This window comes from Burkholderia sp. BE17 (genome assembly GCF_009362305.1).
In the GTDB taxonomy this organism is placed as follows: Bacteria; Pseudomonadota; Gammaproteobacteria; order Burkholderiales; family Burkholderiaceae; genus Burkholderia; species Burkholderia pyrrocinia_C.
Window position 1 is genome coordinate 17,272 of the sequence record NZ_WHNU01000024.1, and the last position, 17,583, is coordinate 34,854.

Below are 17,583 nucleotides of genomic sequence, written 5' to 3' on the forward strand. Positions count from 1 at the left end.
CGCGCGCCCGCGCGCGCGCATTTCGCGCTCCTGTAGAATCCCCCCACCCGCTTTGACGCTTCGTCTGCGCCGCGCCCCATCCCGGTGCGGCGATGCGTGTTTCGTGCCCTATCCGGCACCCGACACGCTTCGACGACGCAAGCCGCGCCTTGTCAGTCCATGCCGATAGCGGGCCCTGGAGACGCAGCACCGACAACTACATTCGAAAACCGATCGTCCTGACCATGCAAGCTTCCGAATTGAGCGGCGTGCCTCGCGCCGCCGAACGCGCGCTCACGCGCAGCGACTACAAGACCCTTGGCCTTGCCGCACTTGGCGGCGCCCTCGAGTTCTACGACTTCATCATCTTCGTGTTCTTCGCACCGGCGATAGGGCAGCTGTTCTTCCCGCACGACATTCCCGACTGGCTGCGCCAGCTGCAGACGTTCGGCATCTTCGCGGCCGGCTATCTCGCGCGCCCGCTCGGCGGCGTGATCATGGCGCACTTCGGCGACCTGTTCGGCCGCAAGCGGATGTTCACGCTGAGCGTGCTGATGATGTCCGTGCCGACGCTGCTGATGGGCCTGCTGCCGACCTACGACTCGATCGGCATCCTCGCGCCGGTGTTGTTGCTGCTGTTCCGCGTGCTGCAGGGCGCAGCGGTCGGCGGCGAAGTGCCGGGCGCGTGGGTGTTCGTGTCCGAGCATGTGCCGTCGCGCCATATCGGCTATGCATGCGGCACGCTGACCGCGGGCCTCACGGCCGGCATCCTGCTCGGCTCGCTCGTCGCCGCCGGCATCAACAGCCGTTACTCGAGCGCCGAAGTCGGTGCGTTCGCATGGCGCATCCCGTTCCTGCTCGGCGGCGTGTTCGGGCTGTTCTCCGTGTACCTGCGCCGCTGGTTGCATGAAACGCCGGTGTTCGCCGAAATGAAGGCGAAGAAGGCGCTCGCGGCCGAGATTCCGCTGAAGGCCGTGCTGCGCGACCATGGCCGCGCGGTGATCGTGTCGATGCTGCTCACGTGGATGCTGTCGGCCGCGATCGTCGTCGTGATCCTGATGACGCCCGCGCTGCTGCAGAAGCAGTTCCACCTGACGCCCGCGACGACGCTGTTCGCGAACAGCGTCGCGACGCTGTGCCTGACGGCCGGCTGCATCACCGCGGGTTCGCTCGCGGGCTGGATCGGCGCGAAGCACGTGCTCGGCATCGGCGGCCTCGGGCTGGCCGCATGCTACTACCTGCTGTTCGTGCAGGTCGCGGCCGACGCGTCGACGCTGCCGCTCTACTACGGGATCGCGGGTTTCATGGTCGGCACGATCGGCGCGGTGCCGTTCGTGATGGTCAGGAGCTTCCCGGCCGTCGTGCGCTTCTCGGGCATCTCGTTCTCGTACAACGTCGCGTATGCAATCTTCGGCGGCCTCACGCCGGTGATCGTGTCGCTGATGATGAAGTCGAATCCGCTCGCACCGGTCGTGTACGTCGCGGCGATCTGCGTGCTCGGCGCGATCGCCGTGCAGTTCTCGAAGGATGCGAAGGACGTGAAGGACGCGCACTGAACGCGGCGCGCGCGCCCGTTCCATGAACAAAGGGCCGAATCCCGCGGCGTGCGGGATTCGGCCCTTTCGTTTTGTTTCAGCGCAACGGCGCGCGTGCGATCAGCGCAGGCCGCCGTACGACGAACTCGGACGACGCAGGCCGTCGATGCTTGCGCCGCCGGCACCGGTGACGAACAGCAGCAGGAAACCGCCGGCGATCGCGATGTTCTTCCAGAAGTGGATCACCATCTCGTGCTGGACCGCGGCGTCCGTCGCGTCCCAGAAATTGTGCCCGACCATCGCGGTCGCGACCGTATAGAACGCCATCAGCAGCGCGAGCGGCTTCACCTTGTAGCCGACGATCAGCAGCAGGCCGCCGAGCCCTTCGATCGCGACGACGATCGGCGCGACAACCTGCGGATACGGCATGTTCAGCCCATGCAGGTAACCGACGAAATCGCCGTAGCCGAGCAGCTTCATCACACCGCCCCACAGGAACAACGCCGCCAGCGCCAGGCGTGCGAAAAAAATGACGCCGGAATCGACGGAACGCGTCATGCCTCTCTCCTCGTATGCAATTCGGCCGGCCGCACGGGGCGCGCCCGTGAAGCTCGAGGGCCGCGCGGCCCTGCTGGGCCTGCGGCAAATGGGCCAGCATAGAGGGTCTTTCGGCCGGGTCCAAGAAAAAGGTTGTAGCAAATCTTTACACGGCGCCGGCCGCGCGGCCCGCTGGCGGCGGCACGAAAAAGAGGCAAAAGGCGTGTTTAGCCCGCGTCACTCAACAGCACGCCTTTCTTGAAGATGAAGCAGCCGTAGCCGCGCAGCTCGCCGGTGACGATCACCGCGTACGCCTGCTGCGCGCGCTCGTAGAACCCGAAACGCTCGATGCCCGTGAGCGGCACCGCACGCCCTTCCGCGCGGTCGATCTCGGCCTGCACCTCGCGCTGCACGGGCGGCACTGCTGCCGCGTCGCCGACGACTTCCATCCGCCATGCGGGCGTGTCGACGTACGTATCGAGCGGCAGCACGGACAGCACCGCACGTGCGACGCGCGCCGAATCGGCGCCGTCGATCCGCAGCGCGCGGCCGACCACCGTGTGCTCCGCGACGGATTCCGCCGGAAAATTCGCGTCGCAGATCGCGACTTCGTCACCGTGGCCCATCGCACGCAGCGTGTGCAGGATATCGGCGTGCAGCAGCGGATCGAGATTCTTCAGCATGTCGGTTTGTCTCCGGGATCAGGAACGAATGCGTAACGTTACCCGATCCCGGCGGTCACTGCGCATGCGCCGCTCGCTTCACGACGCCGCGGCCGGCATTTCGTCGATGAAACCGGTGACCGACGCGAGGCGGCCCGACGCGTCGACGGTGCCGAAGTCCGAGCCCTTCACGATCGCCGCGCCGTCGGGCGACACGAGCGCCCACGAGAACCGCAGGTGCTGGCCGAATGCATCGACGTCGGTCGTGCGACGGAAGCGGTATGCGGGGAAGCGCTCCTGCACGGCCGCGATCATCGTGTCGATGCCCGCGTGGCCGTCGCCGGCCATCAGCGGATCGCGATAAGCCGCGTCGCTCGCGTAGGTCGCATCGATCAGCGCGCGGCGGCGCGCGACGTCGGGTTCGTTCCATGCGTCGAAGTAGCGGTCGATCAGGTCGGCGTGAACGGACGATGCGGACGATGCGGACGATGCGGACGATGCGGATTGGGCGGATCGGGCGGTGTTCATGGCGAGGCTCCTTGTGTCGATGAGGGGACGATGCCGCGAACGTTTCGTGTCCGCGTGCAGCTATCGTCGCCGGCCTCGCGCGGGCGGTCGATTACGTGCGAGGTAAGGAAATCGCACCGGTTGCGTCGGGCTAGAATCGGAGCACTCCGCACTTCGGACGTTACCCGCCATGCAGCAAGTGCTCCTGATCGTCGACATCCAGCCGACGTTTGCGCCGCCCGACTGGCTCGTCGCCCGCATCCGCGCACTGGTCGGACGCCTGCCGACCGTTGCGATGATCGAGCGTCACGATGAAGCGCGCGTGCCGTTCGAGCGGCAGCTCCGCTGGCATTCGTCCCGCGACGACGACAGCCTGATCGCGGCCAATCGCATCTTCGTCAAGCACGGCTACGGACCCACGGCCGAAGTCATCGACTACTTGCATGCGCTCGCACCGGAACGCGTGCTCGTCTGCGGCATCCAGACCGACACATGCGTGCTCGCGGCAGGCTTCGCGCTGTTCGACGCGGGCCTGCAACCGACGCTGCTCGCGGATCTCACGGCCGGTTCGTCGCTCGATCGCAGCGGCGAGCTCGGCGTGCGCCTTTGGAAACATCACTTCGGCCGCGTCGAGTACGCGCGACAGCTGTTCGATCTGCCGGACAACGCGTAGCCGCGCCATTCCCACCTTGCGCAGCCGCAATGAAAACGGGCGCCCATGGGCGCCCGCATCGTCTGGCGGCAACCACCGCGCGCGTCAGGTCACCGGCGCCGGATTGAACAGCGTCAGCGCATTCGCGAGCTTCCATTGCTCGGCCCACGTGCGGCGCTTGCCGCTCGCGACGTCGAGCATCAGGCGGAACAGTTCCCAGCCCACATCCTCGATCGTGGCCGCGCCGGTCGCGATCTGCCCCGCGTCGAGATCCATCAGGTCGTGCCAGCGGCGCGCGAGGTCGCTGCGCGTCGCGACCTTGATCACCGGCACCTGCGCGAGACCGTACGGCGTGCCGCGGCCGGTCGTGAACACGTGCAGGTTCATCCCCGCCGCGAGCTGCAGCGTGCCGCAGATGAAGTCGCTCGCGGGCGTCGCCGCATACAGCAGCCCCTTCTGCCGCGCGCGATCGCCGGGACGCACGACGCCGGCGATCGGCGCGCTGCCCGATTTCACGATCGAACCCATCGCCTTCTCGACGATGTTCGACAGGCCGCCCTTCTTGTTGCCGGGCGTCGTGTTCGCGCTGCGGTCGACGCGGCCGCGCTGCAGATAGCGGTCGTACCAGTCCATTTCGCGGATGATCTCGCGTGCAATATCCTCGTTCGCCGCGCGCGACGTGAGCTGCGCGACGCCGTCGCGCACTTCCGTCACCTCGGAGAACATGATCGTCGCGCCCGCGCGCACGAGCAGGTCGGCCGCGAAGCCGACGGCCGGGTTCGCGGTGAGCCCCGAGAACGCGTCGCTGCCGCCGCACTGCACGCCGACGACGAGATCCGACGCGGGGCACGTCTCGCGGCGGCGGCGGTTCAGCCGCTCGAGATGCGATTCGGCCATCTTCATGATCGAGTCGATCATCGAGTTGAAGCCGACGTGCGCGGCGTCCTGCAGGCACACGACGCCGCCGTTGTCGGTCGCGCCGTCGGCAGCCACCGGAATCGTGCCGGGCGGCAGCAGGCGCTCGGGCTGCAGCTTCTCGCAGCCGAGGCTCACGGTCATCACCTCGCCGCCGAAATTCGGGTTCAGGCTGATGTTGCGCAGCGTGCGGATCGGGATGTCGGCGTCGGGCGCATCGATCGCGACGCCGCAACCGTACGTGTGCTCGAGCCCGACCACGTCGTCGACGTTCGGATAGCGCGGCAGCAGCTCGGCCTTGATCCGCTTCACCGCATGCTCGACGACGCCCGACACGCACTGCACGGTCGTCGTGATCGCGAGGATGTTGCGCGTGCCGACCGAGCCGTCGGCATTGCGGAAGCCCTCGAACGTATAGCCTTCGAGCGGCGCCAGCGGCGGCGCGGCACGCGTTGCGAGCGGCAGGTCGTCGAGCCCCGGCGGCTCGGGCATGCGCATCGTGCGCTCGTTGACCCAGCTGCCGCGCCGCAGGTCGGTCAGCGCGTAGCCGATCACCACGTTGTAGCGGACGATCGGGTCGCCGGCCGCGAGGTCGGCCAACGCGACCTTGTGCCCCTGCGGCACGCCTTCGCGCAGCGTCAGCCCGTCGGCGAACGTCGCGCCTTCGCGCAGGCCGCCGTCGTTGACGACGATCGCGACGTTGTCGTCCGGATGCACGCGGATGTAGAGAGGGGAAGCAGTCATCGGAATTTCCTGGAAGCGACCGGTCATATCGTTAGTCATCATACGACACTCGACCCCAACCGGGGATTCTGCGTAAACCCTTATCCGGAAAGACCCTACCATCGAACGGCCAGCAAACCGCTTGCACCACCTTTCCCCTCGTTGTACGATGACATACAACGACATCGCCAATGTGGCCCGTATGCCGTTCCCGACGAACCCAGCACTCGCGCTAGACGGACGACCCCAACCATGACTTCACCGCAAGAACTCAAACGAATCATTTCCCACGGCCTGCTGTCGTTTCCGCTGACCGACTTCGACGCCGACGGCAACTTCCGCCCGACCACCTATGCCGAGCGCCTCGAATGGCTGGCGCCGTATGGCGCGAGCGCGCTGTTCGCGGCCGGCGGCACCGGTGAATTCTTCTCGCTCACGCAGCGCGAGTATTCGGACGTGATCCGCGTCGCGACGGAAACCTGCAAGGGCAAGGTGCCGATCCTCGCCGGCGCGGGCGGCGCGACGCGCGTCGCGATCGAATATGCGCAGGAAGCCGAACGCCTCGGCGCGAGCGGCGTGCTGCTGATGCCGCACTACCTGACCGAAGCGAGCCAGGAAGGGATCGCCGCCCACGTCGAGCAGGTGTGCCGCGCGCTGAAGATCGGCGTCGTGGTGTACAACCGCGCGAATTCGAAGCTGAACGCCGACATGCTCGAGCGCCTCGCCGACCGCTGCCCGAACCTGATCGGCTTCAAGGACGGCGTCGGCGAAATCGAAAGCATGGTCACGATCCGCCGCCGGCTCGGCGACCGGTTCGCGTACCTCGGCGGCCTGCCGACGGCCGAAGTCTATGCCGCCGCGTACAAGGCGCTCGGCGTGCCGGTGTACTCGTCGGCCGTGTTCAACTTCATCCCGAAGACGGCGATGGAATTCTACGAAGCGATCGCGAAGGACGACCATGCGACGGTCGGCCGCCTGATCGACGATTTCTTCCTGCCGTACCTGAAGATCCGCAATCGCCGCGCGGGCTATGCGGTCAGTATCGTGAAGGCGGGCGCGAAACTCGTCGGCCACGACGCGGGCCCCGTGCGCGCGCCGCTCGTCGACCTCACCGACGAAGAGGCAGCGGAGCTCGACGTGCTGATCAAGAAGATGGGCCCGCAGTAAGCGCGGGTGGCCGGCGCGGCGCCTTTGTCGGCGCCTCGGCCGGCTCGCCGTTACGCAGTGCGCAACGTTTTTGTGTCGCGGCCGGTTTGACCCTGCCGCGCCCGTTTGTATCGGTAATCGTGCACGCATCCGCCGCGATGCGTGCGGCGTCGCGGCGCTCCACCCGACGCCACCCGCTCCGCGGGCCGGCCGCCTCCGTCACATCTGCGCGATGATCCCGACGATCCGGTGGCGCACGTTCCCCAGCTTGACCCGCGTCGCCTCGATCTGCCCCTGCGCGCCCGTACGCGCACGCGCATTCGATTCGCCGTCGAGGATCTGCCCGAGCACGTCGCGATCGACAACCGCGTCGAAGAACCGGCCGACCGTGATCGTCGCCGACTGCTTCGCGGTCGCGAGCTGGCTGTTGGCCTGTGTCAACGCTTCGGCGCGCAGGCCCTGGTCGCGCTCGTCGATGCTGCGCCGGTATTGGAGCGCGAACACCAGCGCCTCCATGTCCTGCCGGAAACGTCGGACGGCCTGCCCGAACATGAGCGAATGCGCGTCGGCGCCCGTGACGAGCCGCCCCTGGTTGATCGTCAGGTCGAATTCGCTGCCGCCCAGGTCGCGCTGGAATTCCAGCAGCGCATTCGCGAGCACGCGCCCTTCGCTGTACTGGCCGACCTGGGTGCGCACGGATTTCGCGACGTCGCCGATCGCTTTCCACAATCCGGCCGCGAACAGGTGATCGCCACGCTTGTTGATGTTCATCGGAAGGTTCCCTCGTTGTCTTTTGTCGGTCTCTCAGGCTCGCCCGCGGACCGTGCGGCCCGGGGCTTCGCTACTGTAGGAGAAATTGGGGGGACGCGGAAGACGGCAAGATCGACGGCAGTCTGGCCCTCGGGTGCCGCCGCCCCGCCCACTGACCGACGAGACCGGCGGCACAAACGCCCGCCATGCAAAAAAGGCGGAAGCGGCCCACCGGCCACTTCCGCCTTTCTGTTTCTCTGCCCCGGGCGCACCAACTACCGGGAACCGCACCCTCAGTCGATCAGGCCCGTCACTCCGCCTTCCCGTCCCGCAGACGCGGAATCGCAAGCGGATTGCTTTCCTGCAGCCCTTCGGGCAGCAGGTCGTCCGGGAAGTCCTGGTAGCACACGGGCCGCAGGAAGCGCTCGATCGCCGTCGCGCCGACCGACGTGACGGCCGGGTTCGACGTCGCGGGGAACGGGCCGCCGTGCACCATCGCATCGCACACCTCGACGCCGGTCGGGTAACCGTTGACGAGCAGGCGTCCGGCCTTGCGTTCGAGGATCGGCAGCAGCCGGCGCGCGAGCGGCTTGTCGTCGGCGTCCATCTGCAGCGTGGCCGTGAGCTGGCCTTCGAGCGCGTCGAGCACGCGCGCGACTTCGTCGAGATCACCGCAGCGCACGATCAGCGACGCCGGCCCGAACACCTCGTGGCTGAACGCCGGCTCGGCCAGGAACGCCTGCGCGCCGACTTCGTACAGCGCGCCGCCCGCCTGGCATTCGGTCTGCGCGGCCTCGCCCGCGCCGATTTCGCGCACGCCCGGCAACTCGGCCAGCTTGCCGCGGCCGCTGCGATACGCATCGGCGATGCCGCGCGTGAGCATCACGCCGGCCGGCTTCTTCGCGAGCGCCTGCGCGGCGACGGCTTCGAAGCGGTCGAGATCGGGGCCGTCGATCGCGAGCACGAGGCCGGGGTTCGTACAGAACTGGCCGACACCGAGCGTCAGCGAATCGACGAAGCCCGTCGCGATCGCGTCGCCGCGCGCGGCAAGCGCAGCCGGGAACAGCACGACCGGGTTGATGCTGCTCATTTCCGCGTAGACGGGAATCGGCTGCGGGCGCGCGTTCGCGAGCTGCACGAGCGCCATGCCGCCCTGCCGCGAACCGGTGAAGCCGACGGCCTGGATCGCCGGATGGCTGACGAGCGCCGCGCCGGTCACGCGGCCGGGTCCGATCAGCAGCGAGAACACGCCGGCCGGCATCCCGCATTTCGCAACCGCGGCGCGAATCGCGCGGCCGACCAGCTCGGACGTGCCGAGGTGCGCTTCGTGCGCCTTCACGATCACCGGGCAGCCGGCCGCGAGCGCCGACGCCGTATCGCCGCCGGCCACCGAGAACGCGAGCGGGAAGTTGCTCGCCCCGAACACGGCGACGGGCCCGAGCCCGACCTTCTGCAGCCGCAGGTCCGCGCGCGGCAGCGGCGTGCGCGCGGGCTGCGCGGGATCGATCGACGCGGCGAGGAAGCGCCCGTCGCGCACGACGCGCGCGAACAGCCGGAGCTGGCCGACGGTGCGGCCGCGCTCGCCCTGCAGCCGCGCGACGGGCAGGCCCGTTTCGGCGTGCGCGCGCTCGATCAGCGCGTCGCCGAGCGCGACGATTTCATCCGCGATCGCGTCGAGAAACGCCGCGCGGGCCGCGAGCGGCTGCGCGCGGTACGCATCGAACGCGTCGCGCGCGAGTTCGCACGCGCGGTCGACGTCGGCCTGCGTTGCGACACCGAACGCCGGCGCATCGATCGGTGCGCCCTTCGTCGGGTCGAACGCGTGCAAGGGTCCGGCCGAGCCGGCCACCGCTTCGGCGCCGATCAGCATCTCTCCTGTCAGTTGCATGGGGTGTCTCCGTAGTTCGGGAATGAATCGTCCATTGTATCTCAGCAGATACGATGTCTGCCGACGCCAATTCATTATTCGCGCCAACTTCCGGCCCGCCGGCGGCACCCCCGAAATCCTCTTACAGTCAACCTTATCACGGCATTCTTACTATCTGGCATCACTCACCAAAGGGAAAACCCGAGGTTTCTGCACTCAGGCATTGCCCATAAACTTCCCTCCATGTCATACGACGACGTACATTATCATGCCTAACCAGACCACCCCTCGCGATCTTCCGATCGACCTCGCGCGCAGCGCGCGCCGGACCGCCGTGCGCAACTGGATCCTGGCGATGCTGTTCGTCGTCACTACGCTCAACTACGCGGACCGCGCGACGCTGTCGATCACCGGTACGCCGATCCGCAAGGCGTTCGGCATCGATCCGGTGACGATGGGCTACATCTTCTCGGCGTTCAGCTGGGCGTACGTGCTCGCGCAACTGCCGAGCGGCTGGCTGCTCGACCGCTTCGGCGCACGGCGCGTGTATGCGGCAAGCATCTTCCTGTGGTCGGCGTTCACGCTGCTGCAGAGCATGATCGGCCTCGGCGGCAGCGCCGCGTTCGCGGTCGCCGCGCTGTTCGCGATGCGCTTCGCGGTCGGCATCGCAGAGGCGCCCGCGTTCCCCGCCAATGCGAAGGTCGTCGCGAGCTGGTTCCCGACCGCCGAGCGCGGCACGGCGTCGGCGATCTTCAACGCCGCGCAGTATTTCGCGGCCGTGGTGTTCTCGCCGCTGATGGCGTGGCTCACGCATGCGTACGGCTGGCATCACGTGTACCTGTGGCTCGGCCTCGCGGGCATCGCGCTCGCGTTCCTGTGGCTGCGCGCGATGACGGATCCGGCCGACCATCCGGCCGTGAACCGCGCGGAGCTCGACCATATCGAGCAGGGCGGCGGCCTCGTGCGGACGAAATCGCGCGGCACCGGTGCGGCGTCCGAAGGCAGCCGCGTCGCCGGCTGGTATTACGTGCGCCAGCTTCTGTCGAACCGGATGCTGATCGGCGTGTACCTCGGCCAGTACTGCGTGAACGTGCTCACGTACTTCTTCCTCACGTGGTTCCCGATCTACCTCGTGCAGGCACGCGGCATGTCGCTGCTGAAGGCCGGTTTCATGACGTCGCTGCCGGCGATCTGCGGGTTCCTCGGCGGCGTGCTCGGCGGGATGCTGTCGGACGCGCTGATCCGCCGCGGCGTGTCGCTGACGCTCGCGCGCAAGATCCCGATCGTCGGCGGGATGCTGCTGTCGATGGTCATCATCGGCTGCAATTACGTCGACAGCGAAGCGCTCGTGATCGTGCTGATGGCCGTGTCGTTCTTCGGCAAGGGGATCGGCTCGCTCGGCTGGGCCGTCGTCGCGGATACCGCGCCGAAGGAAGCGATCGGCCTGTCGGGCAGCCTGTTCAACATGTTCGGCAACACGGCCGGCATCGTCGCGCCGATCGCGATCGGCTATCTCGTCGGCGCAAGCGGCTCGTTCAACGGCGCGCTCGTGTTCGTCGGGCTGAACGCGCTCGTCACCGTGTTCAGCTATCTCGTGATCGTGAAGGACATCAAGCGGGTCGAGCTGCGTCATCGCGACGCGTGAGCTTCGGCGGAAAACTTCGTCGGAAAGGAATGGACGACGACGGCGGCCGCGTAAAAGCGGCCGCCGTTCTTGCGTCAGGTCGCGGAATGCACGACGCGCAGCATGTCGTGCACGCCGGACGTCATCAGCGCGAGAAACGCGAGCAGGCCGACGTAGCAGAGCGCGTAGGTCGTCTTCGCCTCGATCGACGTCGCGTAGTACACGCGGTTCTCCGGCGCGTCGGGATCGTAGCGCCACGCGCGCTTCAGCTGCGGCAGCGCGAGGATCGCCATCACGATCAGCAGCGGGCTCGGGCGATACACGAACAGCGCGATCAGCACCGGCACGCCCGCGAACCAGATGCGCGGCGACAGCACCGCGGTGATCCGCCCGCCGTCGAACGGCGACAGCGGAATCATGTTGAACAGGTTCAGGAAGAAGCCCGTGTACGACAGCGCGAGCAGCAGGTTGCTGTCGTAGTGGCGTGCGATCGCGTAGCAGGCCAATGCGCCGAGCGTGCCGACGAACGGCCCGGCGAGCCCGACATACGCTTCGGTTTCCGCGTCGTGCGGCATCTCCTTCAGCTGGATCCATGCGCCGACGAACGGGATGAACGTCGGCAGCCCGACGTCGAGCCCGCGCCGCTGCGCGGCCAGGTAGTGGCCGGCCTCGTGCACCAGCAGCAGCGCGACGAAACCGGCCGCGAACCGCCAGCCGTAGAACAGCGCGTAGACGGCGATCGACGCCAGCATGGTGCCCGCCGAAACGAGCACCTTGCCGAGCTTGAGGCCGCCGAAGATCAGCAGCAACAGCTTCGTCATTCCTTGCGCTCCGTGCCGGACAAGTCGGACGCATCGGCGACGGCCGGCACCGCGGCCGGCTTAGGCTTGCGCCCGAAGAAGCGCTTCAGCGCCGCGCCGCCGGCCAGCAGCGCGACCGCGCCGATCTTGAAGAACTTCACCGCGAACGCGCCGATCAGCGCGAGCAGGCCGAGCTTCTTCGCGCCGACGCCGACGATCAGCGCCGCGAGGCCGTACTCGGCGACATGGTCGGTCGACTTGTTGAAATCGGCGTAGCGCTTGCCGTCGTTGAAGCTGATGTTCGACAGCAGGTCGTCTGCCGACGCCTTGTACTTCGGCAGATCGGCCAGCGTCGACGCCATCGTCAGCGACAGGTAGCCGTCGCGGCCGAGCACGAGCGTCCGGTAGTTCACGCCGTCGTTCGCGGCGTTCGGGGCCGCACCCTTGTCGCGGATGATCGCGGACCACACGAGCCGGTGCGTGGCCGCGTCGTACGCGGGCGCTTTTGCCCAGCCGACCACCTCGGTTTCGGGCAGGCCGCGCTCCTTGCGCGCCGGGTTGTTTTCCTCGGTGCCGGCCTGCAGGCTCTTCAGCAGGTCGTCGGGCTTCCAGTCCTTCGCGTCGTCGTCGCGGATGTAGCCGCTCGGCTCGAACGACACGACCGAGATCCAGTCGACATCGGGGTCGTCGGGCAGCACGAGGCCGACCAGCTTCGATTCGTCGATCGAGTTGCCCATCGAGCGCAGGTAGCGGCCGGCTTCGGCAGCCGGCACGAACGACTCGCCGGCCTTCAGCCTCAGCACGGCTTCATGCTTCACGTCGATGTCGGTCGGCCCTTTGACGACGGCCTCGTTGGCGGCAGCGGCGGCGGCCCGCATTTCCACCTGCGCAGCTTCGGTCTGCGCATGGCCGCTGGCCGCGGCGAGTGCGAGCGTCGCCACGCAGGCGAGCCGAACGGCGAGCTTTTTCATTTTCATTGTTGGATTCCCCTGGAATGCCTTGTTGTAAACGTGCGCGGAACCGGCCCATGCGTTGTCGTCGCGGGTCCGGAATCGCCTCTCAGGTGGCACGGAGGCTATGGTAACGCAGCGCCAGGGGCGCCCGGGGAACGGCGCGATGCTTACGTCGCAGGTAATGCCCAACGCGCACGGGATTGCCTATCATCTGCTGCATGAACCCGACCGCCGCCCTTCATTCGCCCTCCCCGTCCGCCGGCCGCGCGTCCGGCATCGGCCCGCTGCTGCGCACGTGGCGCCAGCGCCGGCGCCTGAGCCAGATGGCGCTCGCGCTCGACGCGGAAGTCTCCGCGCGCCACCTGAGCTTCGTCGAATCGGGCCGCGCGCAGCCGAGCCGCGAGATGGTGCTGCATCTCGCGGAGCGGCTCGACGTGCCGCTGCGCGAACGCAATGCGCTGCTGGTTGCGGCCGGCTTTGCACCGCTGTTTCGCGAGCGGCCGTTCTCGGATCCGCAGCTGGATGCCGCACGCCATGCGGTCGAAGCCGTGCTGCGCGGCCATGAGCCGTACCCGGCGCTCGCGGTCGACCGCTACTGGACGCTGCTCGCCGCGAACCGGATGCTCGGCGCGCTGGTCGCGCAGGCCGATCCGGCGCTGCTGCAGCCGCCCGTCAACGTGTTGCGGCTGAGCCTGCATCCGGACGGCCTCGCGTCGCAGATCGTCAACTGGCATGAATGGCGCGCGCACATCCTGCATCGACTGCAGCGGCAGATCGATGCGAGCGGCGACCGCACGCTGCATGCGCTGCGCGACGAGCTCGCCGCGTATCCGGCGCCGGCCGGCCAGCGCGACGACACGCACGCGCGCACCGACTTCGCGGATATCGCCGTGCCGCTTCGGCTGCGCACGGCGGGCGGCGAGCTGACGTTCTTCAGTACGACGACGGTGTTCGGCACGCCGGTCGACGTGACGCTGTCGGAACTCGCGATCGAGGCGTTTTTCCCGGTGAATCCGGAGACCGTGGACGCGATGCGGGCGCTGGCGGACGCGTTGGCGGCGTAAGGACCGCCATCAGCGGCGCTCTAGCGCCAGCTTCACGCCCAGCGCCAGCAGGACCACACCGCTGACGCGATGCATGCGGGTCAGGATGCGCGGATTGCGGCGAATCGACGCCGACAGCAGGCCGGCGAACAGCGCGACCGGCCCCTTGACGAGAAACGTCAGACCAGCAAACGTCGCGCCCAGCACGAACAGCGACAGCATCGGATGTGCGGCCCCCGCAGGGACGAACTGCGGCAGGAACGCCAGGTAGAAGAGCGCGACCTTCGGATTCGACACGTTGGACAGCGCGCCTTGTGCGAACGTGCGCAGCCGCGATTCCGGCGCGCCGCGGCTGCTTGCGAGCGTCAGCTCGCCCGACGAACGCAGCAGCGTGATGCCGAGGTACAGCAGGTACAGCGCGCCAATCACCTTCAGCGCGGTGAACAGCCATTCGGATGCCTGAAGAAGCGCGCCCAGCCCCAGCGTCGCGAGCATCGTGTGCACGAGCAGCCCGACGCTGACGCCCGCCGCGGTCACGAGGCCCGCGCGCGTGCCGCCGGACAGCGTGCGCGACATCACGAGAACCATGTCCTGGCCCGGCGTGACGATGATCAGAAGGGACGTGGCGATGAACGGCAGCCAGGATACGTGCGGCATGGGAGATCTCCTGAAGGGAATTGCCGGGGGGACGGGAATCGCGCGCGCCGTGTGCGGCTGCGGCGCGTTGCACATGCCGGCTGGTCGTCAGATTATCGGTGCGTTGTCGTGGAGATTGGATGCGTATTTGGCTAGTTCGAATACTGAATTTGGAGCTATTCTCTAATATTCATATTCACGATAGTCAAAAAATGCCAACCAAGCTGGACGCGATCGACCGGCGCATTCTGCGTGCGTTGCAACAGAATTCGAACCAGACGAATGCCGAACTCGCGCAACAGGCCGGACTCTCGGCCACGCCCTGCCTGCGCCGTGTTCACCTGCTCGAAGAGCAGGGCGTCATCGACGCCTATGTCGCACTGCTGAACCCCGCCGCCGTCGACCTGAGGTTCACGGCGTTCGTGCGCGTCACGCTGGAGCGCCAGGACAAGGCGACGGTCGAGCGCTTCGCGCGCGAGATGGAGCAAGCGCCCGAAGTGCTCGAATGCCATCTGATGGCCGGCAGCTACGACTACCTGCTGCGCGTCATCGCCCGCGATCTCGACGACTATCAGCGCTTCCAGATGGAAACGCTCACGCAGATCGAAGGCGTACGCAACGTCGAAACCGAGATTCCGCTGAAGCGCATCAAGCAGACGGTCCGGCTGCCGATCTAGGCATCCAGGAACGTGACGGCCCGCCCTGCCGGCTGCCCGTTCAGCGCGACGACGCGGTGTTCATAGCACACCGGTCGACGTGACGCTTTCAGAACTCGCGATCGAGGCGTTCTTTCCGGCGAATCCGGAGACGGTGGACGCGATGCGGGCGCTGGCGGACGCGTTGGCGGTGTAGTAGCAAGCGCACTGCGGAGATTGACGTAAGCCGACGCCCGAACGCCGGCCTCCGCGCCCAGGACCGGTATGCCGGCGGTCGGCGCAACCATCAAGACGACGAACTTTCCCCAAAGCATAGAGATCGGGCGCCATGGCAAACATGGGCGCTGGCGAGTCCGATCAAAATGCGTCGTCGCATCTCAATGCTGCAGATCCGGGACGCGTCCGCGTTCCGGAAAACGTCAAATGTAGCGGCACCCGTGCCATTTCCCCCTGGACTCACTCCGTCGAATGTCAAATTTGTTTAGGACATCTTTTCAATTGGACTGTATTCGAACAAGGGCTTCGGTAAAAAAATCGCGAATGCACTGCGATCGGGAAATCGTGAGAACGACAAGCAAGCCACAACACAATTTTTATATCGAGCCTAGGAAAAACATGAGCAAGATGCATCGAGGGTTGGGGAATCCGGCACTGCGCGCGCCGGCGAAGTCGAAAGCAGCGCTGGCCATCGCCGTGAGCGCAGCGGTTGTCGCATTCGCGGCTTCCGCACCCGCGCGCGCCGACTATGTGCAGAACGGGACGTCGACCGAAACGTCGGCCGGCTGTGTCGGCAACATCGCCATCTCGGGAAGCGGCACGTATCCGGCCGCTGCAACGGGCTGCGACAACGTGGCGATCGGCACTGCGGCAGTCGCGAATTCGGGCTCGTCGACCGGAGCCTATAGCGAAACCGTCGCAATCGGCCGCATGGCGGCCGCGACCGGTACGTTTGCGACGGCCGTCGGCGGAAATGCCGTGGCAACCGGCGACCAGGCGACGGCGATGGGCGCGGCCTCAAGCGCGGTCGGAACCCAGGCGACGGCAGTCGGCAACGGAGCCATCGCGAACGGCACGACGGCATCCGCCTTCGGCCAGGGCGCGTTCGCCGTCGACCAGTCGACGGCGGTCGGGCAAAGCGCCAGCGCCACCACGACATTCTCCACGGCCGTGGGCAAGGGCAGCATTGCGGCCGGCGGTACGTCACTCGGCTTTCAGGCAAACGCCGGCGCGAACGATGCGGTAGCGCTCGGCGTCGACAGTTCGGCCTCCGCTGTCGGGAGCATCGCCATCGCCCGTGCGACGGCATCCGCAGTGAATGCGGTCGCGATCGGCGAAGGCGCGAACGCCGCCGATGCGAATTCCGTCGCACTGGGCTCGAACGCATCTACGCGCGCTTTCGCCACCGTCAACAGCGTGACGCTCAACGGCGTCAGCTACGGCGGCTTCGCCGGCACGCCGGTGGGCGTGGTCAGCGTCGGCAGCGCGGGCGCCGAGCGTCAGATCGTGAACGTCGCGGCCGGCGCGATCAGCGCGACCAGCACGGATGCAGTCAACGGCTCGCAACTCTTCTCGATCGCAAACCAGGTTTCCACGTTGACGGCGGATCTGGCAACGCTCACGACGACCGTCGGCAAAATTTCGTCGAGCGTCCCGAGCGGCACGGTGACGGATGGTACGGACACCGCAATCGGCCAAAATACGCGGGTCAGCGTGCCGAACGGAACCGCGGTCGGCAACGGCTCGAATGTCTCGGGCGACAACGGCACGGGCATCGGCGTCAATTCCACCGTCACCGCGCCGAACGGAACCGCCATCGGCACGAATTCGAAAGTCACCGCGCCGAACGGAACGGCGATCGGCGCAGGGTCGAATGTCTCCGGCAAGGACTCTACCGCGATCGGCACGAACAGCCGCGCGACCGCCAGCAATTCGGTCGCGTTGGGAGCGAATTCGGTCGCCGACCGGGACAACACGGTATCGATCGGCGCGCCGGGCGCCGAGCGTCAGCTCACCAACATGGCCGACGGCACGGCGCCGACGGACGGCGTCAACGTGCGTCAGTTGAACGGCGCAATCAATTCGGTTCGCGAAGAAATGTCGAAGTATCGCAAAGACGCGAATGCGGGCACGGCAAGCGCGATCGCGATGGCGAACATGCCGCAAGCCGTGCTGCCGGGTGAAAAGGTGGTCGCGCTCGGCGGCGGCACGTATGGCGGTCAAAGCGCGATGGCGGTCGGTCTTTCCGTCGCGACGGCGAAATGGCTGGTCAAGGGTTCGGTGACGACGGCGGTTTCCGGCCACGGCTCGTTCGGTGCGGGTGCGGGCGTCGGCTACCGCTGGTAAGCGTGCTCGGCCCGTGAAGCGTCAAGAGACGGTTGCTTGACGCCGCAAGGCAAGCCATCGGCGCGACCGCGTCGATGGCGCCACGGTCTCACGCGGCACGCCGGTTTCCCGGTCGCGGCAGCAGGCTACGCCGCCGTATCCGGAAACGTCGCGGTCTGCCCTGCCGGCTGTCCGTTCAGCGCGCCGTCGCGCACGGCTATCTGCCCATGCACAACCACGGGCCAGCCCGTGACCGCGCATCCGTCGAAGGCGTCC

The 17,583-nt window shown here is 67.3% G+C and carries 16 protein-coding genes and 1 pseudogene; 8 read left to right on the top strand and 9 right to left on the bottom strand.

Annotated elements, in window-relative coordinates; translation table 11 throughout:
* Positions 1 to 224 precede the first annotated feature (224 nt).
* Positions 225 to 1,535, top strand: a complete 1,311-nt coding sequence (locus GD429_RS20990; protein ID WP_152859521.1) for an MFS transporter — start codon at positions 225 to 227, stop codon at positions 1,533 to 1,535.
* Between the two features lie 99 nt (positions 1,536 to 1,634).
* Here GD429_RS20990 and GD429_RS20995 read toward each other — a convergent pair whose 3' ends face one another.
* From GD429_RS20995 to GD429_RS21005, 3 genes are all read right to left on the bottom strand, one after another.
* Complete coding sequence (locus GD429_RS20995; protein WP_152859523.1) at positions 1,635 to 2,072, bottom strand: DoxX family protein; 438 nt, start codon at positions 2,070 to 2,072, stop codon at positions 1,635 to 1,637.
* A 206-nt stretch (positions 2,073 to 2,278) separates the two neighbouring features.
* Positions 2,279 to 2,734: an RbsD/FucU family protein gene (locus GD429_RS21000; RefSeq protein WP_152859525.1), complete on the bottom strand. Its 456-nt coding sequence runs from the start codon at positions 2,732 to 2,734 to the stop codon at positions 2,279 to 2,281.
* A gap of 78 nt (positions 2,735 to 2,812) precedes the next feature.
* Positions 2,813 to 3,241: a nuclear transport factor 2 family protein gene (locus tag GD429_RS21005; protein WP_152859527.1), complete on the bottom strand. Its 429-nt coding sequence runs from the start codon at positions 3,239 to 3,241 to the stop codon at positions 2,813 to 2,815.
* Between the two features lie 169 nt (positions 3,242 to 3,410).
* On the opposite strand from GD429_RS21005, the gene GD429_RS21010 reads away from it, so the two are divergent.
* Positions 3,411 to 3,893 carry a cysteine hydrolase family protein gene (locus GD429_RS21010; protein ID WP_152859529.1) on the top strand — a complete coding sequence of 161 codons (483 nt, stop codon included), beginning with the start codon at positions 3,411 to 3,413 and terminating at the stop codon, positions 3,891 to 3,893.
* Positions 3,894 to 3,977: 84 nt separating this feature from the next.
* On the opposite strand, the gene garD is transcribed toward GD429_RS21010, so the two are convergent.
* On the bottom strand, positions 3,978 to 5,531 hold the full coding sequence (gene garD, locus GD429_RS21015) for a galactarate dehydratase (RefSeq protein WP_152859531.1): 1,554 nt from the start codon (positions 5,529 to 5,531) through the stop codon (positions 3,978 to 3,980).
* Positions 5,532 to 5,762: 231 nt separating this feature from the next.
* Between garD and kdgD the strand changes: the two genes are divergently transcribed.
* Entirely contained in the window at positions 5,763 to 6,677 is a 915-nt protein-coding gene (gene kdgD, locus GD429_RS21020; RefSeq protein ID WP_152859533.1) for a 5-dehydro-4-deoxyglucarate dehydratase, read from the top strand.
* A 198-nt stretch (positions 6,678 to 6,875) separates the two neighbouring features.
* Here the strand turns inward: kdgD and GD429_RS21025 are convergent, their stop codons facing one another.
* Both GD429_RS21025 and GD429_RS21030 read right to left on the bottom strand, forming a co-directional pair.
* A complete protein-coding gene (locus GD429_RS21025; protein WP_152859535.1) occupies positions 6,876 to 7,427 on the bottom strand; it encodes a hypothetical protein in 552 nt (183 codons plus the stop codon).
* A gap of 289 nt (positions 7,428 to 7,716) precedes the next feature.
* Positions 7,717 to 9,294, bottom strand: coding sequence for an aldehyde dehydrogenase (NADP(+)) (locus GD429_RS21030; RefSeq protein WP_152859537.1), 1,578 nt, complete (start codon positions 9,292 to 9,294; stop codon positions 7,717 to 7,719).
* 247 nt (positions 9,295 to 9,541) lie between these two features.
* Between GD429_RS21030 and GD429_RS21035 the strand changes: the two genes are divergently transcribed.
* On the top strand, positions 9,542 to 10,918 hold the full coding sequence (locus GD429_RS21035) for an MFS transporter (RefSeq protein ID WP_152859539.1): 1,377 nt from the start codon (positions 9,542 to 9,544) through the stop codon (positions 10,916 to 10,918).
* 74 nt (positions 10,919 to 10,992) lie between these two features.
* Here GD429_RS21035 and GD429_RS21040 read toward each other — a convergent pair whose 3' ends face one another.
* Both GD429_RS21040 and GD429_RS21045 read right to left on the bottom strand, forming a co-directional pair.
* Complete coding sequence (locus GD429_RS21040; RefSeq protein WP_152859541.1) at positions 10,993 to 11,718, bottom strand: site-2 protease family protein; 726 nt, start codon at positions 11,716 to 11,718, stop codon at positions 10,993 to 10,995.
* On the bottom strand, positions 11,715 to 12,668 hold the full coding sequence (locus GD429_RS21045) for a DUF2167 domain-containing protein (protein WP_152859678.1): 954 nt from the start codon (positions 12,666 to 12,668) through the stop codon (positions 11,715 to 11,717). The genes GD429_RS21040 and GD429_RS21045 overlap by 4 nt, the downstream gene beginning before the upstream one ends.
* A 200-nt stretch (positions 12,669 to 12,868) precedes the next feature.
* Here GD429_RS21045 and GD429_RS21050 point away from each other — a divergent pair, with 200 nt between their 5' ends.
* Positions 12,869 to 13,714: a helix-turn-helix domain-containing protein gene (locus GD429_RS21050; protein WP_152859543.1), complete on the top strand. Its 846-nt coding sequence runs from the start codon at positions 12,869 to 12,871 to the stop codon at positions 13,712 to 13,714.
* 9 nt (positions 13,715 to 13,723) lie between these two features.
* Here the strand turns inward: GD429_RS21050 and GD429_RS21055 are convergent, their stop codons facing one another.
* Entirely contained in the window at positions 13,724 to 14,350 is a 627-nt protein-coding gene (locus tag GD429_RS21055) for a LysE family translocator (RefSeq protein ID WP_152859545.1), read from the bottom strand.
* A 191-nt stretch (positions 14,351 to 14,541) separates the two neighbouring features.
* Between GD429_RS21055 and GD429_RS21060 the strand changes: the two genes are divergently transcribed.
* The 3 genes and pseudogenes from GD429_RS21060 (at position 14,542) to GD429_RS21070 (ending at position 17,328) form a co-directional block, all read left to right on the top strand.
* Positions 14,542 to 15,006, top strand: coding sequence for an Lrp/AsnC family transcriptional regulator (locus tag GD429_RS21060; RefSeq protein ID WP_152859547.1), 465 nt, complete (start codon positions 14,542 to 14,544; stop codon positions 15,004 to 15,006).
* A gap of 58 nt (positions 15,007 to 15,064) precedes the next feature.
* Positions 15,065 to 15,181, top strand: a pseudogene (locus GD429_RS21065) (transcriptional regulator); the annotation flags it as partial.
* 419 nt (positions 15,182 to 15,600) lie between these two features.
* Positions 15,601 to 17,328, top strand: a complete 1,728-nt coding sequence (locus tag GD429_RS21070) for a YadA family autotransporter adhesin (protein ID WP_152859680.1) — start codon at positions 15,601 to 15,603, stop codon at positions 17,326 to 17,328.
* Positions 17,329 to 17,583: the final 255 nt, after the last annotated feature.